Annotated in this window: 24 protein-coding genes and 2 pseudogenes; 9 read left to right on the top strand and 17 right to left on the bottom strand. The window is 52.6% G+C overall.

The window, feature by feature from the left end:
• Positions 1-24: 24 nt before the first annotated feature.
• Positions 25-369 carry a nitrous oxide-stimulated promoter family protein gene (locus CRI63_RS14940; RefSeq protein ID WP_021560470.1) on the bottom strand — a complete coding sequence of 115 codons (345 nt, stop codon included), beginning with the start codon at positions 367-369 and terminating at the stop codon, positions 25-27.
• A 286-nt stretch (positions 370-655) separates the two neighbouring features.
• Here CRI63_RS14940 and mutS point away from each other — a divergent pair, with 286 nt between their 5' ends.
• Together mutS and pphB are read left to right on the top strand one after the other, a co-directional pair.
• On the top strand, positions 656-3,217 hold the full coding sequence (gene mutS, locus CRI63_RS14930) for a DNA mismatch repair protein MutS (RefSeq protein WP_135403789.1): 2,562 nt from the start codon (positions 656-658) through the stop codon (positions 3,215-3,217).
• A 105-nt stretch (positions 3,218-3,322) separates the two neighbouring features.
• Positions 3,323-3,979, top strand: a complete 657-nt coding sequence (gene pphB, locus CRI63_RS14925) for a protein-serine/threonine phosphatase (protein ID WP_135519977.1) — start codon at positions 3,323-3,325, stop codon at positions 3,977-3,979.
• Between the two features lie 50 nt (positions 3,980-4,029).
• Here pphB and ygbI read toward each other — a convergent pair whose 3' ends face one another.
• Complete coding sequence (gene ygbI, locus CRI63_RS14920) at positions 4,030-4,797, bottom strand: DNA-binding transcriptional repressor YgbI (RefSeq protein WP_130214467.1); 768 nt, start codon at positions 4,795-4,797, stop codon at positions 4,030-4,032.
• A 195-nt stretch (positions 4,798-4,992) separates the two neighbouring features.
• Between ygbI and ltnD the strand changes: the two genes are divergently transcribed.
• The 5 genes and pseudogenes from ltnD (at position 4,993) to CRI63_RS14895 (ending at position 10,031) form a co-directional block, all read left to right on the top strand.
• Entirely contained in the window at positions 4,993-5,901 is a 909-nt protein-coding gene (gene ltnD, locus CRI63_RS14915; RefSeq protein ID WP_130214469.1) for an L-threonate dehydrogenase, read from the top strand.
• Entirely contained in the window at positions 5,898-7,160 is a 1,263-nt protein-coding gene (gene otnK, locus CRI63_RS14910; protein ID WP_135519975.1) for a 3-oxo-tetronate kinase, read from the top strand. Before ltnD ends, otnK begins: the two co-directional genes overlap by 4 nt.
• A pseudogene (locus CRI63_RS14905) lies at positions 7,157-7,796 on the top strand (aldolase). The gene otnK and the pseudogene CRI63_RS14905 overlap by 4 nt, the downstream one beginning before the upstream one ends.
• A 4-nt stretch (positions 7,797-7,800) precedes the next feature.
• Positions 7,801-8,577 carry an HPr family phosphocarrier protein gene (locus CRI63_RS14900; protein WP_135519973.1) on the top strand — a complete coding sequence of 259 codons (777 nt, stop codon included), beginning with the start codon at positions 7,801-7,803 and terminating at the stop codon, positions 8,575-8,577.
• Between the two features lie 89 nt (positions 8,578-8,666).
• Complete coding sequence (locus CRI63_RS14895; protein WP_130221535.1) at positions 8,667-10,031, top strand: GntP family transporter; 1,365 nt, start codon at positions 8,667-8,669, stop codon at positions 10,029-10,031.
• A 39-nt stretch (positions 10,032-10,070) separates the two neighbouring features.
• Here the strand turns inward: CRI63_RS14895 and CRI63_RS14890 are convergent, their stop codons facing one another.
• The 3 genes and pseudogenes from CRI63_RS14890 to CRI63_RS14880 all read right to left on the bottom strand — a co-directional run bounded on the left by CRI63_RS14890 (position 10,071) and on the right by CRI63_RS14880 (position 12,339).
• Entirely contained in the window at positions 10,071-10,307 is a 237-nt protein-coding gene (locus tag CRI63_RS14890) for a non-oxidative hydroxyarylic acid decarboxylases subunit D (RefSeq protein WP_000562980.1), read from the bottom strand.
• 10 nt (positions 10,308-10,317) lie between these two features.
• A pseudogene (locus tag CRI63_RS14885) lies at positions 10,318-11,746 on the bottom strand (non-oxidative hydroxyarylic acid decarboxylases subunit C).
• Positions 11,746-12,339, bottom strand: coding sequence for a non-oxidative hydroxyarylic acid decarboxylases subunit B (locus tag CRI63_RS14880; RefSeq protein WP_135519971.1), 594 nt, complete (start codon positions 12,337-12,339; stop codon positions 11,746-11,748). The pseudogene CRI63_RS14885 and the gene CRI63_RS14880 overlap by 1 nt, the downstream one beginning before the upstream one ends.
• A 146-nt stretch (positions 12,340-12,485) precedes the next feature.
• Between CRI63_RS14880 and CRI63_RS14875 the strand changes: the two genes are divergently transcribed.
• Positions 12,486-12,893 carry a MarR family transcriptional regulator gene (locus tag CRI63_RS14875; protein WP_135519969.1) on the top strand — a complete coding sequence of 136 codons (408 nt, stop codon included), beginning with the start codon at positions 12,486-12,488 and terminating at the stop codon, positions 12,891-12,893.
• Between the two features lie 119 nt (positions 12,894-13,012).
• On the opposite strand, the gene rpoS is transcribed toward CRI63_RS14875, so the two are convergent.
• From rpoS to cysD, 12 genes are all read right to left on the bottom strand, one after another.
• The gene (rpoS, locus tag CRI63_RS14870; RefSeq protein ID WP_000081550.1) at positions 13,013-14,005 is read right to left on the bottom strand and encodes an RNA polymerase sigma factor RpoS; all 993 of its coding nucleotides are present in this window, start codon (positions 14,003-14,005) and stop codon (positions 13,013-13,015) included.
• A 62-nt stretch (positions 14,006-14,067) separates the two neighbouring features.
• On the bottom strand, positions 14,068-15,207 hold the full coding sequence (gene nlpD, locus CRI63_RS14865) for a murein hydrolase activator NlpD (RefSeq protein ID WP_130214482.1): 1,140 nt from the start codon (positions 15,205-15,207) through the stop codon (positions 14,068-14,070).
• 141 nt (positions 15,208-15,348) lie between these two features.
• Entirely contained in the window at positions 15,349-15,975 is a 627-nt protein-coding gene (gene pcm / locus CRI63_RS14860; RefSeq protein WP_000254703.1) for a protein-L-isoaspartate O-methyltransferase, read from the bottom strand.
• Positions 15,969-16,730 (bottom strand): 5'/3'-nucleotidase SurE, encoded by a 762-nt coding sequence (surE, locus tag CRI63_RS14855; protein WP_135519967.1) that lies wholly within the window; start codon positions 16,728-16,730, stop codon positions 15,969-15,971. Before surE ends, pcm begins: the two co-directional genes overlap by 7 nt.
• Positions 16,711-17,760, bottom strand: a complete 1,050-nt coding sequence (gene truD / locus CRI63_RS14850) for a tRNA pseudouridine(13) synthase TruD (protein ID WP_135519965.1) — start codon at positions 17,758-17,760, stop codon at positions 16,711-16,713. Before truD ends, surE begins: the two co-directional genes overlap by 20 nt.
• Positions 17,757-18,236, bottom strand: a complete 480-nt coding sequence (gene ispF, locus CRI63_RS14845; protein WP_001219242.1) for a 2-C-methyl-D-erythritol 2,4-cyclodiphosphate synthase — start codon at positions 18,234-18,236, stop codon at positions 17,757-17,759. The genes truD and ispF overlap by 4 nt, the downstream gene beginning before the upstream one ends.
• Positions 18,236-18,946, bottom strand: coding sequence for a 2-C-methyl-D-erythritol 4-phosphate cytidylyltransferase (gene ispD / locus CRI63_RS14840; RefSeq protein ID WP_135488867.1), 711 nt, complete (start codon positions 18,944-18,946; stop codon positions 18,236-18,238). Before ispD ends, ispF begins: the two co-directional genes overlap by 1 nt.
• Positions 18,947-18,964: 18 nt before the next feature.
• Positions 18,965-19,276, bottom strand: a complete 312-nt coding sequence (ftsB, locus tag CRI63_RS14835; RefSeq protein ID WP_000517476.1) for a cell division protein FtsB — start codon at positions 19,274-19,276, stop codon at positions 18,965-18,967.
• 193 nt (positions 19,277-19,469) lie between these two features.
• Positions 19,470-19,793, bottom strand: a complete 324-nt coding sequence (locus tag CRI63_RS14830) for a DUF3561 family protein (RefSeq protein WP_130221529.1) — start codon at positions 19,791-19,793, stop codon at positions 19,470-19,472.
• A gap of 49 nt (positions 19,794-19,842) precedes the next feature.
• Positions 19,843-20,448 (bottom strand): adenylyl-sulfate kinase, encoded by a 606-nt coding sequence (gene cysC / locus CRI63_RS14825; RefSeq protein ID WP_135519999.1) that lies wholly within the window; start codon positions 20,446-20,448, stop codon positions 19,843-19,845.
• The gene (gene cysN / locus CRI63_RS14820; RefSeq protein ID WP_135519963.1) at positions 20,448-21,875 is read right to left on the bottom strand and encodes a sulfate adenylyltransferase subunit CysN; all 1,428 of its coding nucleotides are present in this window, start codon (positions 21,873-21,875) and stop codon (positions 20,448-20,450) included. The genes cysC and cysN overlap by 1 nt, the downstream gene beginning before the upstream one ends.
• Complete coding sequence (gene cysD, locus CRI63_RS14815; protein WP_135519961.1) at positions 21,872-22,786, bottom strand: sulfate adenylyltransferase subunit CysD; 915 nt, start codon at positions 22,784-22,786, stop codon at positions 21,872-21,874. The genes cysN and cysD overlap by 4 nt, the downstream gene beginning before the upstream one ends.
• A 250-nt stretch (positions 22,787-23,036) precedes the next feature.
• Here cysD and iap point away from each other — a divergent pair, with 250 nt between their 5' ends.
• A complete protein-coding gene (gene iap / locus CRI63_RS14810) occupies positions 23,037-24,074 on the top strand; it encodes an alkaline phosphatase isozyme conversion aminopeptidase (RefSeq protein WP_130214491.1) in 1,038 nt (345 codons plus the stop codon).
• Positions 24,075-24,410 lie beyond the last annotated feature (336 nt).

Below are 24,410 nucleotides of genomic sequence, written 5' to 3'. Positions count from 1 at the left end.
AGAGAATAAATTCCTCCGGCAAATTTATTTCTTCCGGCGATATTTTTCCGGCAGTTCTGGCACTGGACGTTTATCATCAATCAGATGACGCACGGTTAAGATCGGATGACGCCACAGCATTCTCGGCCCCGCCCACCGCATAATCTGCTTCATCTCTTCACGCTTCGCAGGCTGGTAACAGTGCACCGGACACTGCTTACAGGCGGGTTTCTCTTCGCCAAACACACATTTATCCAGCCGTTTTTGCGCGTAAGCAAACAACGCCTCGTAATGCTCCGGCTCCGCTGACGCCTGCGGGCATTTCGCTTGATAAAGATCGATCATTTTTTTAATCGTCAGTTTTTCACGAGAGATACGCTTGCCGGACATGCTGCCTCCATACTCTTAAGATGCATTTATATTACAACTTAATTTTAAAGGGGACTATGGCTCTGAAGGAGGAGGTTTCTTCAACCGATGTAATTTTGCGATCTTGTTTCATCGTCATCACGCAAAAGCTGCAAAGCAGCATTTTTCGCGGAACCGGCATCAAGAACTGACCTTTCGCGTCTTCCCCTGAAATGATTAACTCCGGTATCATGTGCGCCTTATGTGATTACAACGAAAATAAAAACCATCACACTACATTTAACATCAGGGAACCGGCTCTAATTCCATGAGTGTAATAGAAAATTTCGATGCCCATACACCAATGATGCAGCAGTATCTCAAGCTGAAAGCCCAGCATCCGGAGATCCTGCTGTTCTACCGGATGGGTGACTTTTACGAGCTGTTTTATGACGACGCAAAACGGGCGTCGCAGCTGCTGGATATTTCGCTGACCAAACGCGGCGCGTCTGCGGGCGAGCCGATCCCGATGGCGGGTATTCCCTACCATGCAGTGGAAAACTATCTCGCCAAACTGGTGAATCAGGGCGAGTCCGTCGCTATATGCGAACAGATTGGCGACCCGGCGACCAGCAAAGGTCCGGTTGAGCGCAAAGTTGTCCGTATCGTTACGCCAGGCACCATCAGCGATGAAGCCCTGTTGCAGGAGCGTCAGGATAACCTGCTGGCGGCTATCTGGCAGGACAGCAAAGGTTTCGGCTACGCGACGCTGGATATCAGTTCCGGTCGTTTTCGTCTGAGCGAACCGGCTGACCGCGAAACGATGGCGGCAGAGCTGCAACGCACCAATCCGGCGGAACTGCTGTATGCAGAAGATTTCGCCGAGATGTCGCTGATTGAAGGTCGTCGCGGCCTGCGTCGTCGCCCGCTGTGGGAGTTTGAAATCGACACCGCGCGCCAGCAGTTGAACCTGCAATTTGGCACTCGTGATCTGATTGGTTTCGGCGTCGAGAACGCGCCACGCGGGCTTTGTGCTGCCGGTTGCCTGTTGCAGTATGCGAAAGATACCCAACGCACGACCCTGCCACATATTCGTTCTATCACCATGGAACGTGAGCAGGACAGCATCATTATGGATGCCGCGACGCGTCGTAACTTGGAAATCACCCAGAATCTGGCGGGCGGTGCGGAGAATACGCTGGCTTCAGTGCTCGATTGCACCGTCACGCCGATGGGCAGCCGTATGCTGAAACGCTGGCTGCATATGCCAGTGCGCGACACCCGCGTGTTGCTTGAGCGCCAGCAAACTATTGGCGCATTGCAGGATTTCACCGCTGAGTTACAGCCGGTACTGCGGCAGGTGGGCGATCTGGAGCGTATTCTGGCGCGTCTGGCTTTACGAACTGCTCGCCCGCGCGATCTCGCCCGTATGCGTCACGCTTTCCAACAACTGCCGGAACTGCGCGCGCAGTTAGAAACTGTCGATAGTGCACCGGTACAGGCGCTGCGTGAGAAGATGGGCGAGTTTGCCGAGCTGCGCGAGCTGCTGGAGCGGGCAATCATCGACACACCGCCAGTGCTGGTACGCGACGGTGGTGTTATCGCACCGGGCTATAACGAAGAGCTGGATGAGTGGCGGGCGCTGGCTGACGGCGCGACCGATTATCTGGAGCGTCTGGAAGTCCGCGAGCGTGAACGTACCGGCCTGGACACGCTAAAAGTTGGCTTTAACGCGGTTCATGGTTATTACATTCAGATCAGCCGTGGACAAAGCCATCTGGCACCAATCAACTACATGCGTCGCCAGACGCTGAAAAACGCTGAACGTTACATTATTCCAGAGCTGAAAGAGTACGAAGACAAAGTCCTCACTTCAAAAGGCAAAGCACTGGCACTGGAAAAACAGCTTTATGAAGAGTTGTTCGACCTTCTGTTGCCGCATCTGGAAGCGCTGCAACAGAGCGCGAGCGCGCTGGCGGAACTCGACGTGCTGGTGAACCTGGCGGAACGGGCCTATACCCTGAACTACACCTGCCCGACCTTTATTGATAAACCTGGCATTCGCATTACCGAAGGCCGCCATCCGGTGGTTGAACAGGTACTGAATGAGCCGTTTATCGCTAACCCGCTGAACCTGTCGCCACAGCGTCGGATGTTGATTATTACCGGTCCGAACATGGGCGGTAAAAGTACCTATATGCGCCAGACCGCACTGATTGCGCTGATGGCCTATATCGGCAGCTATGTACCGGCACAAAAAGTCGAGATTGGCCCGATTGACCGTATCTTTACCCGTGTGGGCGCGGCAGACGATCTGGCATCCGGGCGTTCAACCTTTATGGTGGAGATGACCGAAACCGCTAATATTCTGCATAACGCCACCGAGTACAGTCTGGTGTTGATGGATGAGATCGGGCGCGGGACGTCCACTTACGATGGTCTGTCACTGGCATGGGCGTGCGCGGAAAATCTGGCGAATAAGATTAAGGCATTGACGCTGTTTGCCACCCACTATTTCGAGCTGACCCAGCTACCGGAGAAAATGGAAGGCGTAGCCAACGTACATCTCGATGCGCTGGAGCACGGCGACACCATCGCCTTCATGCACAGCGTGCAGGATGGCGCGGCGAGCAAAAGCTACGGTCTGGCGGTTGCTGCTCTGGCGGGCGTGCCAAAAGAAGTTATTAAGCGCGCACGGCAAAAACTGCGTGAGCTGGAAAGCATTTCGCCGAACGCCGCCGCGACGCAGGTGGATGGTACGCAGATGTCTTTGCTATCAGTACCAGAAGAAACTTCGCCTGCGGTCGAAGCTCTGGAAAACCTCGACCCGGATTCACTCACCCCGCGTCAGGCGTTAGAGTGGATTTATCGGTTGAAGAGTCTGGTGTAAAAATAATTCCCGATAGTCTTTTGCTATCGGGAATATTAACGACAACTGACGAATCAAATAAAAATACCCTGTATAATAGGAAAGCTTATTTTACAGGGTAAAACCATGCCATCTACACGCTATCAAAAAATCAATGCCCATCACTATCGCCATATATGGGCCGTTGGTGATATTCATGGGGATTATCAATTGTTACAATCCCGTTTACATCAACTCTCTTTTTGTCCCGAAACTGACTTGCTTATTTCCACAGGCGATAATATTGATCGTGGGCCGGAGAGTCTTAATGTGCTGCGCCTGTTAAACCAGCCCTGGTTTAACACCGTAAAAGGCAACCACGAAGCGATGGCGCTTGATGCGTTCGCTACTGGTGATGGTAATATGTGGTTAGCCAGCGGCGGTGACTGGTTTTTCGATTTAAATGATACGGAACAACAAGAGGCAATAAATCTGTTACTGAAATTCCATCAGCTCCCGCATATTATTGAAATCACTAACGACATAATAAAATATGTCATCGCACATGCAGATTATCCGGGGAATGAATATCTCTTTGGCAAAGAAATAGCGGAAAGCGAATTACTCTGGCCTGTTGATCGTGTGCAGAAATCGCTTAATGGCGAGTTACAAAAAATAAACGGCGCTGACTATTTTATATTTGGACATATGATGTTTGATAACATTCAGACGTTCGCTAACCAGATTTACATTGATACCGGATCGCCGAAAAGCGGACACCTGTCATTTTATAAAATAAAGTAGTCTCATGCTTCTTCTGTGAAGCATGAGTAACCCGGTGTTATTGCAGGCCATTATTCATTTTTCGCTACCAGCAAAGAGAGATCCTGCTTCGCCAGCGCGCGACTGGCACTCTCCGGCAGACCGTCGTCAGTAATGATCTGATCAAACTCGCTTAATGGTAACGCCAGCCATGTCGCCACCTGACCATATTTCGTCGCATCACAGACCAAAACTCGCTGGCGGCTGGCACTGGCAATCGCCCGTTTCACCGTGACTTTATCTTCTGCTGGCGTAGAGATCCCCCGCACACTCCATGACGATGCAGAAATAAAAGCCTGATCAATCATCAGGCTGCGCAGCATGGTCGCAGCGGCTTCCCCGACACAGGAACGGTTTTCCCGACACACTGCACCGCCAGTGTGAATAATTGTGCAATTACTGTTGTCGAGCAAGTAGTCCGCAATAACGAAGTCGTTAGTAACCACTGTGAGTGGCTCCATGTGAATCAGATGCTGTGCTATCGCTAACGTGGTCGTTCCCGCATCCAGATAGATACAACTTCCCGGCTGAACAAGACTTGCCGCCAGCTTGCCAATCGCCGCTTTTTGCGTCATTGCCAGCGCAGTTTTTACCTGATGAGAAGGTTCATGCGCCACGCGTCCCGGAGACTGAACGCCTCCGGACACCAGCACAACGGCGCCCTGCTGCTCCAGTTTTTGTAAATCCCGACGAATGGTCATATGTGACACATTCATTCTGTCCGTCAGTTCAGCAATACTGACAATGCCTTTTTCAGCTACCATCTCAAGGATGATTTGGCGACGCTCTACGGGTATCAACTTTTGCTCCTTCCTTTGTCCTGCGGACATTCTACGCTATTTGCCTGCGAAACATGCGCAGCGCAACTATCGCTTAGTTCACATAAAATAACACGCATTGTTAATTTTTGTGAATCAGCTCACCATATCGTTATCTCCTGGCGCTTATATTCACAACATCAAACAAAATATCACTTAAATTAACAAGGAGAGCAGATGAAGACGGGATCTGAGTTTCATGTCGGAATCGTTGGTTTGGGATCAATGGGAATGGGAGCGGCGCTGTCATGTGTCCGCGCAGGTCTTTCTACCTGGGGCGCAGACCTGAACAGCAATGCCTGCGCTACGTTGAAAGAGGCTGGTGCTTGCGGGGTTTCTGATAACGCCGCGACGTTTGCCGAAAAACTGGACGCTCTTCTGGTGCTGGTGGTCAATGCGGCCCAGGTTAAACAGGTGCTGTTTGGTGAAAAAGGTGTTGCACAACATCTGAAACCCGGTACGGCAGTAATGGTTTCTTCCACTATCGCCAGTGCTGATGCGCAAGAAATTGCTACCGCTTTAGCTGGGTTCAATCTGGAAATGCTGGATGCGCCGGTTTCTGGTGGTGCGGTAAAAGCTGCTAACGGTGAAATGACCGTCATGGCCTCCGGTAGCGATGTTGCCTTTGAACGCCTGGCTCCCGTGCTGGAAGCCGTTGCCGGAAAAGTTTATCGCATTGGCGCAGAACCGGGACTAGGTTCGACCGTAAAAATTATCCACCAGCTGTTAGCGGGCGTGCATATTGCGGCCGGAGCCGAAGCGATGGCGCTTGCTGCCCGTGCGGGAATCCCACTGGATGTAATGTATGACGTCGTGACCAATGCCGCCGGAAATTCCTGGATGTTCGAAAACCGGATGCGTCATGTGGTGGATGGCGATTACACCCCGCATTCAGCCGTCGATATTTTTGTTAAGGATCTTGGTCTGGTTGCCGATACCGCCAAAGCCCTGCACTTCCCGCTGCCATTGGCCTCAACAGCATTGAATATGTTCACCAGCGCCAGCAACGCGGGTTACGGGAAAGAAGACGATAGCGCAGTCATCAAGATTTTCTCTGGCATCACCCTACCGGGAGCGAAATCATGATCAAAATTGGCGTTATCGCCGATGATTTTACCGGCGCAACGGATATCGCCAGTTTTCTGGTGGAAAACGGTCTACCAACGGTACAAATCAACGGTGTTCCAACAGGTGAAATGCCGGAGGCAATCGACGCGCTGGTAATCAGTCTGAAAACGCGCTCCTGCCCGGTGGCTGAAGCCACACAGCAATCGCTGGCGGCTCTTCGCTGGTTGCAACTACACGGTTGCCGCCAGATTTATTTCAAATACTGCTCCACTTTCGACAGTACGGCGAAAGGTAATATCGGCCCGGTTACCGATGCATTAATGGATGCTCTCGACACGCCGTTTACGGTCTTCTCTCCGGCTCTGCCGGTCAACGGACGCACGGTTTATCAGGGTTATTTGTTCGTTATGAATCAACTACTGGCCGAATCCGGGATGCGCCATCATCCGGTAAATCCCATGACCGACAGCTACCTTCCCCGTCTGGTTGAAGCGCAATCCACAGGGCGCTGCGGCGTCGTTTCGGCGCATGTTTTCGAACAAGGTGTGGAAGCCGTGCGTCAGGAACTGGCTCGCTTACAGCAAGAGGGCTATCGCTACGCGGTGCTTGATGCGCTGACCGAACACCATCTGGAAATACAGGGAGAAGCCTTACGCGATGCCGCACTGGTAACGGGCGGTTCTGGCCTGGCGATTGGCCTTGCCCGGCAGTGGGCGCAAGAAAACGGTAGCCAGGCGCGCGAAGCGGGGCATCCGCTCGCTGGGCGCGGCGTAGTGCTCTCCGGGTCATGCTCTCAAATGACCAACCGCCAGGTGGCACATTACCGTCAAATTGCACCAGCCCGTGAAGTTGATGTGGCACGCTGCCTCTCAACTGAAACTCTGGCCGCTTATGCACACGAACTGGCGGAATGGGTTCTGAGCCAGGAAAGTGAACTTGCTCCTCTGGTTTTTGCCACCGCCAGCACTGACGCACTGGCAGCAATTCAACAGCAATACGGTGCACAAAAAGCCAGTCAGGCAGTGGAGGCGCTGTTTTCTCAACTAGCGACGCGGTTAGCAGCGGAAGGCGTGACACGTTTTATTGTCGCAGGCGGTGAGACCTCCGGCGTAGTCACACAGAGCCTGGGCATAAAAGGGTTTCATATTGGCCCAACCATTTCCCCCGGCGTGCCGTGGGTAAACGCACTGGATAAGCCTGTCTCACTCGCCCTTAAATCCGGCAACTTCGGCGATGAGGTCTTTTTTTCACGAGCCCAAAGAGAGTTTTTACCATGAGCGATTTCGCAAAAGCAGAGCAGTCTTTGCGAGAGGAGATGACGCGGATTGCCAGTTCATTCTTTCAGCGCGGCTATGCCACCGGTTCGGCTGGCAATCTGTCTCTGCTTTTACCTGACGGGAATTTACTGGCGACGCCGACAGGCTCTTGCCTGGGCAATCTCGATCCGCAGCGACTTTCCAAAGTTACCGCTGATGGTGAATGGCTAAGTGGTGACAAACCCTCGAAAGAAGTGCTCTTTCATCTGGCGCTGTATCGCAACAATCCGCGCTGTAAAGCGGTGGTGCATTTGCACAGCACATGGTCGACGGCGCTTTCCTGCCTGCAAGGGCTGGACAGCAGCAACGTTATTCGTCCGTTCACACCATACGTGGTGATGCGGATGGGAAATGTCCCGCCTGGTGCCCTATTACCGCCCGGGCGATAAACGCATCGCGCAGGATCTGGCGGAACTAGCAGCAGATAATCAGGCTTTTTTACTGGCAAATCATGGCCCAGTCGTTTGCGGTGAAAGCCTGCAAGAAGCCGCCAACAATATGGAAGAACTGGAGGAAACGGCAAAGCTGATTTTTATTCTCGGTGACCGCCCGATCCGCTATCTGACCGCAGGTGAAATTGCGGAATTAAGGAGTTAATGCAATGCCTCGTTTTGCAGCTAATTTATCCATGATGTTCACCGAAGTGCCTTTTATTGAACGCTTCGCCGCAGCGCGAAAAGCCGGGTTTGATGCTGTGGAATTTCTGTTTCCCTATGACTACTCCACCCAGCAAATCCGGCAGCAACTGGCGCAAAATCATCTGACGCTGGCGCTGTTCAATACCGCTCCCGGAGATGTTAATGCGGGGGAATGGGGATTATCCGCCCTTCCCGGACGTGAGCACGAAGCACGCGCAGACATCGACCTGGCACTGGAATATGCATTGGCGCTCAATTGTGAACAAGTCCATGTGATGGCAGGCGTCGTGCCCGCAGGCGAAGACGCTGAACGGTATCGGGCTGTTTTTATCGATAATCTCCGCTACGCTGCCGACCGCTTTGCGCCGCACGGCAAGCGAGTTTTGGTTGAAGCACTCAGCCCCGGCGTTAAACCTCATTATCTCTTCTCCAGCCAGTATCAGGCACTGGCTATTGTTGAAGAGGTTGCGCGAGATAACGTGTTTATTCAACTAGATACTTTCCATGCGCAAAAAGTGGATGGCGACCTGACGCATTTAATCCGTGATTACGCCGGGAAATATGCCCACGTACAAATTGCCGGACTGCCCGATCGACATGAACCGGACGATGGTGAGATCAACTATCCGTGGCTGTTCCGCCAGTTCGATGAGGTGGGATATCAGGGCTGGATCGGTTGTGAATACAAACCTCGTGGCCTCACCGAAGAAGGGCTTGGCTGGTTTGACGCCTGGCGCTAATTCGCTCAATCCATAATTACAACGTACCCATACATCCCCCCCATCTACGGATGGGGTAGGTTAACTATAACTTTCAGACAGGGTTTTCCATGTCCACAATTACATTGTTATGCATTGCGTTAGCTGGCGTAATCATGCTGTTGCTGCTGGTCATCAAGGCAAAGGTACAACCATTCGTTGCTCTGCTTCTCGTCAGCCTGTTAGTCGCACTTGCGGCGGGTATCCCGGCGGGCGAAGTGGGTAAAGTGATGATCGCCGGGATGGGCGGTGTGCTTGGCTCCGTCACCATCATTATCGGCCTTGGTGCCATGCTGGGTCGCATGATTGAACACTCTGGCGGTGCAGAGTCGCTGGCTAATTATTTCAGCCGCAAGTTAGGAGACAAACGGACTATTGCCGCACTGACTCTGGCAGCGTTCTTCCTCGGTATTCCTGTTTTCTTTGATGTCGGCTTTATTATTCTTGCGCCAATCATTTACGGTTTTGCCAAGGTTGCCAAAATATCGCCGCTTAAATTTGGCCTGCCGGTCGCCGGGATAATGCTTACTGTTCACGTGGCAGTACCGCCGCATCCAGGCCCCGTTGCCGCTGCCGGGCTACTCCACGCAGACATCGGCTGGCTGACCATAATCGGTATCGCAATTTCTATTCCTGTAGGCATTGTCGGCTATTTTGCAGCGAAAATAATCAATAAGCGCCAATATGCGATGTCGGTGGAAGTACTGGAACAGATGCAGCTGGCACCAGCCAGTGAGGAAGGCGAGACAAAATTAAGCGATAAAATAAATCCGCCGGGCGTCGCGCTGGTCACCTCATTAATTGTTATTCCTATCGCGATTATTATGGCGGGTACGGTTTCCGCAACGCTAATGCCAGCCTCGCATCCCCTGCTTGGTACGCTGCAACTGCTCGGCTCACCGATGGTGGCTCTGATGATTGCGCTGGTGCTGGCATTCTGGTTACTGGCCTTACGTCGCGGCTGGAGCTTACAACACACCAGCGACATTATGGGCTCAGCCCTTCCCACTGCGGCGGTAGTGATTCTGGTTACTGGTGCCGGTGGGGTATTTGGCAAAGTGCTGGTGGAGTCTGGCGTCGGTAAAGCCCTTGCCAATATGTTACAAATGATTGACCTGCCTCTGTTGCCTGCGGCATTTATTATTTCTCTGGCGCTGCGCGCATCGCAGGGTTCAGCCACCGTAGCAATCCTGACAACCGGTGGATTACTCTCGGAAGCGGTGATGGGATTGAATCCGATTCAGTGCGTACTGGTGACACTGGCGGCCTGCTTTGGTGGGCTTGGCGCGTCACATATTAATGACTCAGGGTTCTGGATTGTGACCAAATATCTTGGCTTGTCGGTAGCAGACGGTCTGAAAACCTGGACAGTGTTAACGACCATTCTCGGTTTTACCGGATTCTTAATTACCTGGTGCGTATGGGCGGTAATTTGACCTTAATAAAAAGGTCCGATGGGCATCGGACCTTTTTATTTAGCGCTTATCTGCCGCCAGCAGTGGCGGAATGCTCGGCACCATTGGCGCGTCATCAATATCTTTCTGCGTCATACGAAACGCCTCCGGATAATGTTCGCGGCTGGTGCGGCGTAGCGGTTCGGTATCGCGCCAGGTATAAAGGCAATGCTGGCACTGGTAGACCGTCCAGACATCTTTCACCGGCGATTTCGCCATCACTTCAATCTGTTCATCGGCACAACGTGGACAAATCATCTTGTTCTCCTTATTTACGTGCGGCCAGCATAGCGGTCAGTTTTTCAGCCCAGGCTTTGGTCTCCGGTAAATCCACCACCGGCTGGCTATAGTGACCACGGTTGTCCGGGGCGACAGGCGTGGTTGCGTCGATAATCAGCTTGTCGGTGATCCCCGCCGGGCTTGAGCCTGGGTCGAGTTCCAGCACGGACATATTCGGCAACTGCACCAAATCCCCTGCCGGGTTCACTTTCGAGGAGAGCGCCCACATCACCTGCGGCAGGTTGAACGGATCAACGTCTTCATCGACCATAATCACCATCTTCACATAGCCCAGACCGTGCGGCGTGGTCATCGCACGCAGGCCCACCGCGCGGGCAAAGCCGCCGTAGCGTTTTTTGGTGGAGATAATCGCCAGCAGGCCGTGGGTGTACATGGCGTTTACCGCCTGTACTTCCGGGAACTCAGCTTTCAGTTGCTGATACAGCGGCACACAGGTGGCTGGCCCCATCAGGTAGTCGATTTCGGTCCACGGCATACCGAGATAGAGCGATTCGAAAATCGGTTTCGTGCGGTAAGAGACTTTATCGATGCGCACCACGGTCATGTTGCGCCCGCCGGAGTAGTGGCCGGTAAACTCACCGAACGGTCCTTCAATCTCGCGTTTGCGGCTTTCGATAACCCCTTCGAGGATTACTTCCGAGCCCCACGGCACATCAAAACCGGTCAGCGGGGCGGTAGCGATCGGGTGATGGGCTTTCGCGCAATGCGCCCGCCATTTCGTACTCAGACTGATCGTATTTCAGCGGTGTAGCGCCCATCAGCGTGATGATCGGATCGTTACCAAGGGTGATGGCTATCGGCAAATCTTCGCCACGCTCTTCCGCTTTATGCAGATGCAGGGCGATATCGTGCATTGGCACCGGTTGCAGGCCGAGCTTACGCTTGCCTTTCACTTCCATACGGTAGATGCCGACATTCTGCTTGCCGAAGTTATCCGGGTCGAGCGGATCGCGGGAAACCACGCAGGCTTTATCGAGATAGAAACCGCCATCACCATCGTTCAGGCGAAACAGCGGCAGAATATCGAACAGGTTAATCTCTTCGCCATCGACAGTGTTCTGCGCCCAGGCTGGATTTGCGCGGCGCTCCGGGGCAATCGGGAAGTTATCCCAGCGGCGGATAAACTCATCAATCTGTTTTTTAACCGGCGTGTTCGGCGGCAGGCCGAGGGAAATCGCGTGGTTCTGCCAGGAACCGATGGTGTTCATCGCCACTCGCGCATCGGTAAAGCCGCGAATATTATCAAACCACAGCGCGGGTGCGCCGTCGCCGATACGCCCGGTGGCATTGGCAGCAGCAGCCAGATCTGGCTCGGCGTTAACCTCTTCACTGATTTTCAGCAATTGTCCCTGGTCGTCGAGCGCCTGTAAAAAGCTGCGTAAATCATCAAAAGCCATTATTCATTCTCCTGAGAAAAACTCCCGGACTGCGGCAATCCTTGCCAGCGCCTGGCTTGAGGATGTTCGAGGCCAAACTGATCCATCACGCGGGCAACCACGTGGTGGACAATGTCATCTACCGTTTCGGGATGGTTATAGAAGGCAGGCATGGGCGGTATCATCGCCACGCCCATACGGGAAAGCGCGAGCATATTTTCAAGGTGGATAGTACTGAGCGGCATTTCACGCGGCACCAGCACCAGCTTGCGCCCTTCTTTGAGAACAACATCAGCAGCGCGCCCCACCAGCCCATCGGCATAGCCAGCACGGATACCAGCCAGCGTCTTCATGCTGCACGGAATAACGATCATGCCATCGGTACGAAAGGAACCTGAGGAGATAGTCGCCGCCTGATCCGCCGGGTTATGGCAATAGTCTGCCAGGGCCGCGACATCGTGGACGCTGTAGGGCGTTTCCAGTTCAATGGTAGTTTTCGCCCACTTCGACATCACGAGATGTGTTTCAACACCGGGCATCTTCTTTAGTGCTTGCAGTAATGCCACACCAAGAGGCGCACCTGTAGCCCCAGTCATCCCGACAATCAGTCTCATTTTTTATTTCCTTAATTGTTCGTACACGAACGTTATTATTAACATACCCTTCTATTCACGTAGCGGCAAGTGCGGAAAAGTAACAACATCCCCTTCGTCACTGAAAAACAGCTATGATAGCGGCAGAAAGTTAGCCCGGAGTTTACATGGCGTTACGAAATAAAGCGTTCCATCAGTTACGACAGCTTTTTCAGCAGCACACGTCTCGCTGGCAGCATGAGTTACCTGACCTGACTAAACCGCAGTACGCGGTGATGCGCGCTATTGCTGGACAACCCGGTATAGAGCAGGTTGCGCTGATAGAAGCAGCTGTCAGCACTAAGGCTACGCTGGCGGAAATTCTGGCAAGAATGGAAAATCGTGGCCTGGTCAGACGAGAGCATGACACCGTCGATAAGCGACGGCGCTTTGTCTGGCTGACTGCCGAAGGAGAAAAGGTACTTGCTGCGGCGATACCGATTGGTGACGGCGTGGATGAAGAATTTTTGGGGCGTTTGAGTGCAGAAGAGCAGGAGCTGTTTATGCAGCTGGTGCGCAAGATGATGAACACATAGGGTGCAAATTGCCGGATGCGACGCTATCGCGTCTTATCCAGCCTGCAAACACACCGACTCACCAACCAAAAGAAAAAGGCCAGCCTCATATGAGACTGGCCTTTCTGACAGATGCTTGCTTATTCGCGGAACAGCGCTTCGATATTCAGCCCCTGAGTCTGCAAAATCTCACGCAGACGGCGCAGGCCTTCAACCTGAATCTGGCGAACACGTTCACGGGTGAGGCCAATTTCACGACCTACATCTTCCAGTGTTGCCGCTTCGTACCCCAGCAAACCGAATCGACGAGCCAGCACTTCACGCTGCTTGGCGTTCAGTTCGAACAGCCATTTGACGATGCTTTGTTTCATATCGTCATCTTGCGTGGTGTCTTCCGGACCGTTCTCTTTTTCATCGGCCAGGATATCCAGCAACGCTTTTTCGGAATCACCACCCAATGGGGTGTCTACCGAGGTAATGCGCTCGTTAAGACGAAGCATACGGCTGACGTCATCAACTGGCTTATCCAGTTGCTCTGCGATCTCTTCCGCGCTCGGTTCGTGGTCCAGCTTATGGGACAACTCACGTGCGGTTCGCAGGTAAACGTTCAGCTCCTTTACGATGTGAATCGGCAAACGAATAGTACGGGTTTGGTTCATAATGGCCCGTTCGATCGTCTGGCGAATCCACCAGGTTGCGTAAGTTGAGAAGCGGAAACCACGTTCCGGGTCAAACTTCTCAACCGCGCGGATCAGCCCCAGGTTACCCTCTTCGATAAGGTCCAGCAGCGCCAGACCACGATTGCCATAACGGCGGGCAATTTTTACCACCAGACGCAAGTTACTCTCGATCATCCGGCGGCGAGAGGCGACATCACCACGCAGTGCGCGACGCGCAAAATAAACTTCTTCTTCGGCCGTTAACAGTGGCGAATAACCAATCTCACCAAGATAAAGCTGAGTCGCGTCCAGCACACGCTGTGTTGCGCCCTGCGATAACAGCTCCTCTTCGGCCAAATCGTTATCACTGGGTTCCTCTTCAACTAAGGCCTTTTCGTCAAAAACCTCAACTCCATTCTCATCAAATTCCGCGTCTTCATTTAAATCATGAACTTTCAGCGTATTCTGACTCATAAGGTGGCTCCTACCCGTGATCCCTTGACGGAACATTCAAGCAAAAGCCTGGTTCCGCCGATTTATCGCTGCGGCAAATAACGCAGCGGGTTTACGGATTTCCCCTTGTAACGAATTTCAAAATGCAAGCGTGTTGAACTGGTTCCGGTGCTACCCATGGTCGCTATTTTTTGCCCCGCCTTAACTTCTTGTTGTTCCCGGACCAGCATTGTGTCGTTATGGGCGTAGGCACTCAGGTAATCATCATTATGTTTGATGATAATCAGATTACCGTAGCCGCGCAGCGCATTACCGGCATAAACAACGCGGCCATCTGCGGTCGCGATAATTGCCTGTCCTTTGCTACCTGCGATGTCAATCCCCTTGTTGCCTCCCTCAGAAGCACCAAAGGTTTCAATCACTTTGCCCTCAGTCGGCCAGCGCCAGGTGGAGATCGGCGTACTGGTTGTTGTACTGCTGACAGTTGGCTCGGTTGTGCTTGCTGTTGGTACCGTTACAGGCGCTGTGACCGTGGTCGCAGTTGGCTTGTTGTTCGGCAACATTTTGTTAGCACTCTGTTCACCCGAAGATTCAGAATACGTAATTGTCGGTTGCGACGCAACAGCAACGGTGGAATTTTGTGCAGGCTTGATCACAACTCCTTGCTCTGCTGCGTCGGCCTGGGTAATGGCATTTCCGCCAGTGATTGGCGTACCGGAAGCATTCCCCACCTGTAAGGTCTGACCTACGTTCAGAGCGTAAGGCGCCTGAATATTGTTGCGTTGGGCAAGGTCACGGAAATCGTTGCCAGTAATCCAGGCGATATAGAAAAGTGTGTCGCCTTTTTTCACGGTGTAAGTACTGCCGCTATAACTGCCTTTCGGAATATTCCCGTACTGACGGTTATAGACGATGCGTCCGTTTTCCATTTGCACAGGTTGTTGGGCAACAGGCTGTACCGGTTGGATTTGCGGCTGTTGAGCCGATTGAATTTGTGGCTGTTGTACCGGCTGAATTTGCGGTTGCTGCGTTGTAGACGTCGTCCCCATTTTCGGTGGCGGCGTAATCAACATACCAGAATTGGTATTTGCAGGCGCATTGCCATTGACAGAGCTGACCGGTGCCGGTGGATTTGAAGTGTCAGAACAGCCAGCCAACCATAGTGAAACCAGTGACAAAGCCGCAATACGGCGAACGGTGAATTTTGGGCTTCCCGCGCTCATTTATCCCCCAGGAAAAAATTGGTTAATAACCAGTGACATAATTACCGTGCAAGGCACCCTACTGAACACTGGAAAAGATGTTCACGATACGCTGACCTGCTGCAAAATAACCAGGAAAATTCCAGGTATTTTCCTCACGCGCTAAGCCAGCTCCCCCTTTACTAAGGGAACAAAGCGCACAGCCTCCACGGTGTCGATAATAAATTCGCCTCCCCGACGACGCACCCGCTTTAAATACTGGTGCTCTTCCCCTACGGGTAAGACGAGAATGCCGCCTTCATCCAGTTGCGTCATTAACGCTGTCGGAATTTCGGGCGGTGCAGCCGTTACAATGATAGCGTCAAACGGCGCACGTGCTTGCCAACCTTGCCATCCATCGCCGTGACGGGTTGAAACATTGTGTAAATCAAGATTTTTCAGACGTCTGCGCGCCTGCCACTGCAATCCTTTAATCCGCTCGACCGAGCATACATGCTGGACAAGATGTGCCAGAATTGCTGTTTGATATCCTGAACCAGTGCCGATCTCCAGCACTCGCGACTGCGGCGTCAGTTCGAGTAATTCAGTCATTCGCGCCACCATATACGGCTGCGAAATTGTCTGCCCCTGACCTATCGGCAACGCGATATTGTCCCAGGCTTTTTGTTCAAACGCTTCATCGATGAATTTTTCACGCGGCACGGCAGCAAGTGCATTAAGCACCTGCTCATCCTGAATACCTTGCGCACGTAATTGATCCAGAAGTGCTTGTACGCGTCTGCTTACCATTGCGTGCCAACTCCCACGCTGTTTAACCAGTCTGAAACCACATCTTGCGCGTTGTGCGCGGTTAAATCTACATGCAGCGGCGTGATGGAGACGTAGCCTTCATCTACCGCAGCAAAATCGGTCCCCGGACCGGCATCACACTTACCGCCCGGCGGGCCAATCCAGTACAGCGTATTACCGCGCGGATCCTGCTGCGGAATCACTTGATCTGCCGGATGCCGTGTACCGCAGCGAGTCACGCGGATACCTTTAATCTGATCCAGCGGTAAATCAGGTACGTTGATATTGAGAATACGTCCGGTACGCAGCGGCTCTTTACACAGTGCGCGCAAAATGGAGCAGGTGACTGCTGCAGCAGTGTCGTAATATTTATGCCCGTCAAGTGAAACGGCCAGCGCCGGAAAGCCTAAATGACGGCCTTCCATCGCGGCGGCTACCGTGCCGGAATAAATAACATCATCACCCAGATTCGGCCCGGCGTTAATACCCGAAACCACAATATCCGGGCGCGGACGCATCAGAGCATTCACGCCAAGATAGACACAATCGGTCGGGGTTCCCATTTGCACGGCGATATCACCATTTTCAAAGGTAAACGTGCGCAGGGAGGATTCCAGCGTCAGGGAATTTGAAGCGCCGCTGCGATTACGATCGGGGGCGACCACCTGAACGTCAGCAAACTCACGCAGAGCTTTCGCCAGCGTTTGTATACCGGGCGCATGTACCCCGTCATCATTACTCAGCAATATGCGCATAATCACCTGTTGTGTTGATAAGTTCCCTGACAACGCTGGTTGCAAAGCTTCCTGCCGGAAGCCAGAAACGGATTTCGACGGTGACGTCATCCCACCAGTTCCAGCTTAATTGTTGCGGATATAACAGCATCGCTCTGCGCGCCGCCTCAACTTTTTCGCGCAGCAGTAAGGCTTGTAATTCAGTTTCTTCGGCGACAGCTGCTTGTTCGAATGCCAGCGCCTCACGCTGGGTTCCCCATTCGCCGCAACCCGGCATTGCAGCTGTAATTAACAGCTCTTTATCGTTCACGCGACGCTGTAATTCCGCCAGTTCTTCGGTGGTTGCAACAAACCAGCTGCCGCGCCCGGCTAATTGTAGCGCATCACCGTCAACAACCTGATTAACTTCTGCTTTTTTGAGACGCTCAGCAACAATCTGATTAAACAACGCACTACGAGCTGCCGACAACCAAAAACTACGCTTATTGCGATCGCGCACCGGAGTATTGGTTTGCGCCCAGCGCAACGCGCCCTGCAAATTACTACCACCAATACCAAAACGTTGCGCGCCAAAGTAATTCGGTACACCTTTCACGCAAATATCGATCAATCGCTGTTCAACGTCATCACGATTGCTCACTTCTCGCAGCACCAGGGTAAAGGCATTGCCTTTCAGCGCCCCTAAACGCAGTTTACGTTTGTGGCGCGCATACTCCAGTACCTGGCAGCCTTCCAGTTGAAACGCGCTCAGATCAGGCATCTCTTTGCCCGGTACCCGAGCGCATAACCATTGTTCCGTAACGGCATGTTTGTCTTTTTGCCCAGCGAAGCTGACTTCACGGGCATGAATTTTCAGGAATTTCGCCAGTGCGTCGGCCACAAAACGGGTATTGCAACCGTTTTTGAGGATTCGCACCAGGATATGCTCACCTTCACCATCAGGCTCAAAGCCTAAATCTTCCACCACCACAAAGTCTTCCGGGTTGGCTTTCAGCAGCCCGGTTCCTTGCGGTTTGCCGTGGAGGTAAGTGAGATTATCAAATTCAATCATTTTGTTGCCTTAATGAGTAGCGCCACCGCTTCACAGGCAATCCCTTCCCCACGTCCGGTAAATCCGAGTTTTTCCGTAGTAGTGGCTTTCACGTTAACATCATCCATATGGCAGCCGAGATCTTCGGCAATAAACACGCGCATTTGTGGAATATGTGGCAGCATCTTCGGTGCCTGAGCGATGATAGTGACATCGACGTTGCCGAGGGTATAGCCCTTCGCCTGAATGCGTCGCCAGGCTTCGCGTAGCAGCTCGCGGCTGTCAGCGCCTTTAAATGCGGGATCTGTATCCGGGAATAGCTTGCCAATATCCCCCAGCGCCGCTGCACCAAGTAATGCATCGGTCAGCGCGTGCAGCGCCACGTCGCCATCAGAATGTGCCAGCAGCCCTTTTTCATAAGGGATGCGCACGCCACCAATGATAATTGGGCCTTCGCCGCCAAAGGCGTGAACATCAAAACCGTGTCCAATTCGCATTATGTATTCTCCTGATGGATGGTTCGGGTGAGGTAAAATTCGGCAAGCGCCAAATCTTCCGGGCGCGTGACTTTAATGTTATCCGCTCGGCCTTCGACAAGCTGCGGATGAAAACCGCAGTATTCCAGCGCTGAGGCTTCGTCAGTAATGGTAGCGCCTTCATTTAAAGCGCGTGTCAGGCAGTCATGTAACAGCTCACGAGGGAAAAATTGCGGCGTAAGCGCGTGCCATAAGCCGTTGCGATCAACGGTATGAGCGATGGCATTTTTGCCTGGCTCGGCGCGTTTCATCGTATCGCGCACCGGCGCGGCGAGGATCCCTCCCGTGCGGCTGGTTTCGCTCAACGCCAACAGACGCGCGAGGTCATCCTGATGCAGACAAGGGCGAGCGGCGTCATGCACCAGTACCCACTGCACATCGCCAGCGGCTTTCAGACCTGCCAGCACGGAATTAGCACGCTCTTCACCACCATCAACAACGGTGATTTGCGGATGATTCGCCAGAGGAAGTTGAGCAAAGCGGTTATCGCCAGGGCTTATTGCAATGACGACACGCGTCACCCGGGGATGCGCCAGCAGCGCATGCACCGAGTGTTCAAGAATGGTTTGATTACCGATTGAGAGATATTGCTTAGGACATTCCGTTTGCATTCGGCGGCCAAATCCGGCCGCCGGAACCACGGCGCAAACATCCAAATGAGTGGTTGCCATGTTAATTCCTGGGCTGATTTATCGATTGTTTTGCCCCGCAGACTGCGCGCGCTTCGACGCGTCAGGCACCAGACGATAAAAAGTTTCGCCCGGCCTGGTCATGCTGAGTTCATTACGCGCACGCTCTTCGAGCGCCTCCTGGCCGCCATTGAGATCGTCAATTTCGGCAAAAAGCTGATCGTTTCGCGCTTTAAGTTTCGCGTTTGTAGCTTGCTGTGCCGCCACATCATCATTGACGCGGGTATAGTCATGTATACCGTTCTTACCGAACCACAGCGAATACTGTAGCCAGACCAGAATAGCCAGCAACAGCAGCGTTAGTTTACCCATCCTGCCCCCTGAAAAACGGCATCCTCATCCCATGCATCCGAAGACGACTCTACATCCTCTGTTGGGGATACCGCGACAACGCGGGCAAATGTACCACATTTGTCCACTGTTACGTATACCCAGGGCGCGCAGAACATAATCTCATTATTGGTTACGGTTTGAATTATGGACAGAATGAACAGGAAAGAACAGATTAGCCCAACAACCACATAAACAGTGCACCAAACATAATGCCAACGGTGATAAAAGTGAAAACAATACTGTAGCGTAATTTCCCGTCCATCAAGGAATGCAGCGCAATACCTACCACCACCGCAACAGGCATTAGCGCCAGAAAGAAAGGCCAGGTGTAGATAAAGAAAAACAGCGTGTTAGAGCCATAAATCAACATCGGAATCGCCAGTGCACACAGCCAGGACACAAAACCGACCACGGCCCCAGGTAGCGACCATGTGGTTTCTTCGTCCTCGGTAAGGCTAGCACTATTTGTTAGTGTAATGTTATGGCTATTACGCATATCTGATCCTGTTACTTTGACGAACCGGGCATGAAAACCCGATGGTGTCTCAGGATCTGATAATATCGTTCTGTCTCAGTAGATCTAATAATTGCTGAACCAAATTTGTTACTAATTGTTCACCATTGAGATGAATTTCTGCCGATTCAGGCGCTTCGTAAACGGAGTCTATTCCCGTAAAGTTGCGCAGTTCACCGGCACGCGCTTTCTTATACAAGCCTTTTGGATCGCGGGCTTCACAAATCGCCAGTGGCGTATCGACAAATACTTCGATAAACCGCCCTTCCCCTACACGCTCACGAACCATCTGACGTTCGCCACGGTGTGGGGAAATAAATGCAGTTAGCACCACCAGTCCGGCTTCAACCATTAAATTCGCCACTTCACCTACCCGACGGATATTTTCTTTGCGATCGGCATCGCTAAAACCGAGATCGCTACATAGCCCGTGGCGGACGTTGTCACCATCCAGCAAATACGTACTGACGCCGAGTTTATGCAATGTTTCTTCCAGCGCGCCCGCGACGGTTGATTTACCGGACCCGGAGAGGCCGGTAAACCACAGTACAACACCACGATGGCCGTGGTGTTGTTCACGCTGTTGCGGAGTTACCGGGTGGCTATGCCAGACGACGTTTTCGTCATGCCGCGCCATCATTTACCTCCCAGTAAATCGCGCGCGCCCCAGTGCGGGAAGTGGCGGCGTACTAACGCATTCAGTTCCAGCTCGAACGCGCTAAATTCCGACGGCGCAACGGCGGCCTCGTTTTTCGGCTCATGCACCATACCGGCACCAACAGTCACGTTGCTCAGGCGATCGATAAAAATCAGCCCACCCGTCACCGGATTTTGTTGATAACGATCTAACACCAGCGGCTCGTCAAAGGTGAGATCCACGAGGCCGATCCCATTCAGTGGCAGGTTTTCAACTTCGCGTTGGGTAAGGTTATTAATATCAACCTGATAGTGAATACCATCAACGCGGGCGCGCGTCTTCTTACCGGCGATTTTGATGTCGTAACTCTGCCCAGGGGAAAGCGGTTGCTCCGCCATCCATACCACATCAACTGACGCGCTCTGCACTGCCGGTAACGCTTCATCTGCTGTCAGCAGCAGATCGCCACGGCTGATATCGATCTCGTCCGTCAGCACCAGGGTGATCGCTTCTCCAGCAAAAGCTTCTTCGCGATCGCCATCAAAAGTGACGATCCGCGCGATGCTTGACTCCACACCAGAGGGCAGCACTTTGACACGTTGCCCGACTTGCACGCTGCCGGAAGCCAGCGTTCCGGCGTAGCCACGAAAATCGAGATTCGGGCGGTTAACGTACTGAACCGGGAAGCGCATCGGCTGGGCATCAACCACTCGCTGAATCTCCACGGTTTCCAGCACTTCGAGTAGTGTCGGTCCGCTGTACCACGGCATACTTTCGCTTTGCGAAGCCACATTGTCGCCTTCCAGCGCAGAGAGCGGCACAAAACGAATATCCAGATTGCCCGGCAATTGTTCGGCAAAAGTCAGGTAGTCTTCACGAATGCGGGTGAATGTCTCTTCACTGTAATCCACCAGATCCATTTTGTTGATCGCTACGACCAGATGTTTGATCCCCAACAGCGTGGAGATAAAACTGTGACGACGGGTTTGATCGAGCACGCCTTTACGGGCGTCGATCAATAAGATCGCCAGCTCACACGTTGACGCGCCGGTCGCCATATTGCGGGTGTACTGCTCATGCCCGGGGGTGTCGGCGATAATAAATTTACGCTTCTCGGTAGAGAAATAACGGTAAGCCACATCGATAGTGATGCCCTGTTCGCGTTCCGCTTGCAGGCCATCCACCAGCAACGCCAAATCCAGTTTTTCGCCCTGGGTGCCGTGTCGTTTGCTGTCGTTATGCAGCGATGAGAGCTGATCTTCGTAGATCTGACGGGTATCGTGCAGCAGGCGACCAATCAGGGTACTTTTGCCGTCATCGACACTGCCGCAGGTCAGAAAACGCAGCAGGCTTTTATGTTGTTGCGCAATCATCCAGGCTTCGACGCCGCCTTCATTGGCGATTTGTTGTGCAAGTGCGGTGTTCATCTTAAAAATACCCCTGACGTTTTTTTCAGCTCCATAGAGCCTGCCTGGTCGCGGTCAATCACGCGCCCCTGACGCTCACTGGTGGTGGAGACCAGCATCTCTTCGATGATCTCCGGCAGCGTTTGTGCATTTGACTCCACCGCACCGGTCAGCGGCCAGCAGCCCAGCGTGCGGAAGCGAACCATCCGTTTTTTAATCACTTCACCCGGTTGCAGGTCGATACGGTCGTCATCAATCATCATCAACATACCGTCGCGTTCCAGAACCGGACGTTCCGCAGCGAGATACAGCGGAACAATGTCGATATTTTCCAGCCAGATGTATTGCCAGATATCCTGCTCGGTCCAGTTAGAGAGCGGGAAGACGCGGATGCTTTCGCCTTTGTTGATCTGCCCGTTATAGTTGTGCCACAACTCCGGACGCTGGTTTTTCGGATCCCAGCGATGAAATCGGTCACGGAAAGAGTAGATTCGTTCTTTGGCGCGGGACTTCTCTTCATCGCGACGTGCGCCACCGAAAGCGGCATCAAAACCGTATTTATTCAGTGCCTGTTTCAAACCTTCGGTTTTCATAATGTCGGTATGTTTGGCGCTGCCGTGCACGAACGGGTTAATCCCCATCGCCACGCCTTCCGGATTTTTATGTACCAGCAACTCGCAGCCGTAAGCTTTCGCCGTACGATCGCGGAACTCATACATCTCGCGGAATTTCCAGCCGGTATCGACATGCAGCAGTGGGAACGGCAGCGTACCTGGATAAAACGCCTTGCGCGCCAGATGCAGCATGACGCTGGAATCTTTACCGATAGAGTAGAGCATCACCGGATTTGAGAATTCTGCCGCCACCTCGCGAATGATGTGGATGCTTTCCGCCTCCAGTTGCCGCAGGTGGGTAAGTCGTTTTTGATCCATAACCGTTCCTTTGCAATACCGCTATTTTCTTGCCATCAGATGTTTCGACTATAGGGAGCGCAGGAGAACGAATGAAATTACCAATTGGAATGAGTAGTTCCTTAACGGAATAACGCTTTGGCAAAGCAAATATCAAAAAGTGCTTAAGCTACCGGATTTCGGGCGTTTAGGAAGATTTGAAATTGTTTTAGCGCAGCGGCAGTTTCATACTATGGCGGTAAAAATTTTGCATGGTATTTAAGGACTCACTATGTTTTCCGCATTGCGCCACCGTACCGCTGCCCTGGCGCTCGGCGTATGCTTTATTCTCCCCGTTCACGCCTCATCACCTAAACCTGGTGATTTTGCCAATACACAGGCGCGACATATTGCCACTTTCTTTCCGGGACGAATGACCGGAACACCCGCAGAAATGTTATCTGCCGATTATATTCGGCAACAGTTTCAGCAAATGGGTTACCGCAGTGATATTCGAACATTTAATAGCCGATATATTTATACCGCACGCGATAACCGTAAAAACTGGCACAACGTGACGGGAAGTACGGTGATTGCCGCTCATGAGGGCAAAGCGCCGCAGCAGATCATCATTATGGCGCATCTGGATACCTATGCCCCGCAGAGCGACGCAGATGCAGATGCCAATCTCGGCGGGCTGACGTTACAAGGAATGGATGATAATGCCGCAGGTTTAGGTGTCATGCTGGAGCTGGCTGAACGCCTGAAAGATATTCCGACTGAGTATGGGATTCGTTTTATTGCCACCAGTGGTGAAGAGGAAGGGAAATTAGGCGCTGAGAATTTACTCAAGCGCATGAGTGATACCGAAAAGAAAAATACTTTATTGGTGATTAACCTCGATAATCTGATTGTTGGCGATAAGCTGTATTTCAACAGTGGCGTAAAAACACCTGAAGCAGTAAGGAAATTAACGCGCGACCGGGCGCTGGCAATTGCCCGCAGTCATGGAATTGCCGCCACCACAAATCCAGGTTTGAATAAAAACTATCCGAAAGGCACTGGGTGTTGTAATGACGCAGAAATATTCGACAAAGCGGGCATTGCTGTACTTTCGGTGGAAGCGACAAACTGGAATCTTGGGAATAAGGATGGTTATCAGCAACGAGCAAAAACAGCCGCATTCCCTGCAGGAAATAGCTGGCATGACGTAAGACTGGATAATCAACAGCATATAGATAAGGCACTTCCTGGAAGAATAGAACGCCGCTGCCGTGATGTTATGCGGATAATGTTACCGTTGGTGAAGGAGCTGGCGAAGGCGTCTTGATGGGGTTGAAAATGGGGGTTGGGAGTTCTACCGCAGGGGCGGGGGAACTCTTCAGCGCGGTGCGCAAACTATGCGCGGAGTGCGGTTTATCCCCGCTGACGCGGGGAACACGAACGACGCTGATATATTTCTGATGTTTAAAGCGGTTTATCCCCGCTGACGCGGGGAACACCTTCCCGGACCAGTTTCTGAATATATGGCGTGCGGTTTATCCCCGCTGACGCGGGGAACACGGAGTAGTCCTGGTATGCCATCGTAGCCAGCACGGTTTATCCCCGCTCGCGCGGGGAACTCTGGGNACAACAGTACGGCTACGGGCGCTGAGTCTGTTTATCC

Origin of the sequence: Escherichia sp. E2661 (genome assembly GCF_004745185.1) — a bacterium.
Lineage (GTDB): Bacteria > Pseudomonadota > Gammaproteobacteria > Enterobacterales > Enterobacteriaceae > Escherichia.
Note: the sequence above shows the minus strand (reverse complement) of the source record. Positions and strands in the feature narration are given on the sequence as shown.

What these genes read in the sequence shown, in the direction of transcription:
- CRI63_RS14940 (WP_021560470.1), bottom strand. Translation starts at nt 369, where the DNA reads ATGTCCGGCAAGCGTATCTCTCGTGAAAAACTGACGATTAAAAAAATG.
- mutS (WP_135403789.1), top strand. Translation starts at nt 656, where the DNA reads ATGAGTGTAATAGAAAATTTCGATGCCCATACACCAATGATGCAGCAG.
- pphB (WP_135519977.1), top strand. Translation starts at nt 3,323, where the DNA reads ATGCCATCTACACGCTATCAAAAAATCAATGCCCATCACTATCGCCAT.
- ltnD (WP_130214469.1), top strand. Translation starts at nt 4,993, where the DNA reads ATGAAGACGGGATCTGAGTTTCATGTCGGAATCGTTGGTTTGGGATCA.
- otnK (WP_135519975.1), top strand. Translation starts at nt 5,898, where the DNA reads ATGATCAAAATTGGCGTTATCGCCGATGATTTTACCGGCGCAACGGAT.
- CRI63_RS14900 (WP_135519973.1), top strand. Translation starts at nt 7,801, where the DNA reads ATGCCTCGTTTTGCAGCTAATTTATCCATGATGTTCACCGAAGTGCCT.
- CRI63_RS14895 (WP_130221535.1), top strand. Translation starts at nt 8,667, where the DNA reads ATGTCCACAATTACATTGTTATGCATTGCGTTAGCTGGCGTAATCATG.
- CRI63_RS14890 (WP_000562980.1), bottom strand. Translation starts at nt 10,307, where the DNA reads ATGATTTGTCCACGTTGTGCCGATGAACAGATTGAAGTGATGGCGAAA.
- CRI63_RS14880 (WP_135519971.1), bottom strand. Translation starts at nt 12,339, where the DNA reads ATGAGACTGATTGTCGGGATGACTGGGGCTACAGGTGCGCCTCTTGGT.
- CRI63_RS14875 (WP_135519969.1), top strand. Translation starts at nt 12,486, where the DNA reads ATGGCGTTACGAAATAAAGCGTTCCATCAGTTACGACAGCTTTTTCAG.
- rpoS (WP_000081550.1), bottom strand. Translation starts at nt 14,005, where the DNA reads ATGAGTCAGAATACGCTGAAAGTTCATGATTTAAATGAAGACGCGGAA.
- nlpD (WP_130214482.1), bottom strand. Translation starts at nt 15,207, where the DNA reads ATGAGCGCGGGAAGCCCAAAATTCACCGTTCGCCGTATTGCGGCTTTG.
- pcm (WP_000254703.1), bottom strand. Translation starts at nt 15,975, where the DNA reads ATGGTAAGCAGACGCGTACAAGCACTTCTGGATCAATTACGTGCGCAA.
- surE (WP_135519967.1), bottom strand. Translation starts at nt 16,730, where the DNA reads ATGCGCATATTGCTGAGTAATGATGACGGGGTACATGCGCCCGGTATA.
- truD (WP_135519965.1), bottom strand. Translation starts at nt 17,760, where the DNA reads ATGATTGAATTTGATAATCTCACTTACCTCCACGGCAAACCGCAAGGA.
- ispF (WP_001219242.1), bottom strand. Translation starts at nt 18,236, where the DNA reads ATGCGAATTGGACACGGTTTTGATGTTCACGCCTTTGGCGGCGAAGGC.
- ispD (WP_135488867.1), bottom strand. Translation starts at nt 18,946, where the DNA reads ATGGCAACCACTCATTTGGATGTTTGCGCCGTGGTTCCGGCGGCCGGA.
- ftsB (WP_000517476.1), bottom strand. Translation starts at nt 19,276, where the DNA reads ATGGGTAAACTAACGCTGCTGTTGCTGGCTATTCTGGTCTGGCTACAG.
- CRI63_RS14830 (WP_130221529.1), bottom strand. Translation starts at nt 19,793, where the DNA reads ATGCGTAATAGCCATAACATTACACTAACAAATAGTGCTAGCCTTACC.
- cysC (WP_135519999.1), bottom strand. Translation starts at nt 20,448, where the DNA reads ATGGCGCGGCATGACGAAAACGTCGTCTGGCATAGCCACCCGGTAACT.
- cysN (WP_135519963.1), bottom strand. Translation starts at nt 21,875, where the DNA reads ATGAACACCGCACTTGCACAACAAATCGCCAATGAAGGCGGCGTCGAA.
- cysD (WP_135519961.1), bottom strand. Translation starts at nt 22,786, where the DNA reads ATGGATCAAAAACGACTTACCCACCTGCGGCAACTGGAGGCGGAAAGC.
- iap (WP_130214491.1), top strand. Translation starts at nt 23,037, where the DNA reads ATGTTTTCCGCATTGCGCCACCGTACCGCTGCCCTGGCGCTCGGCGTA.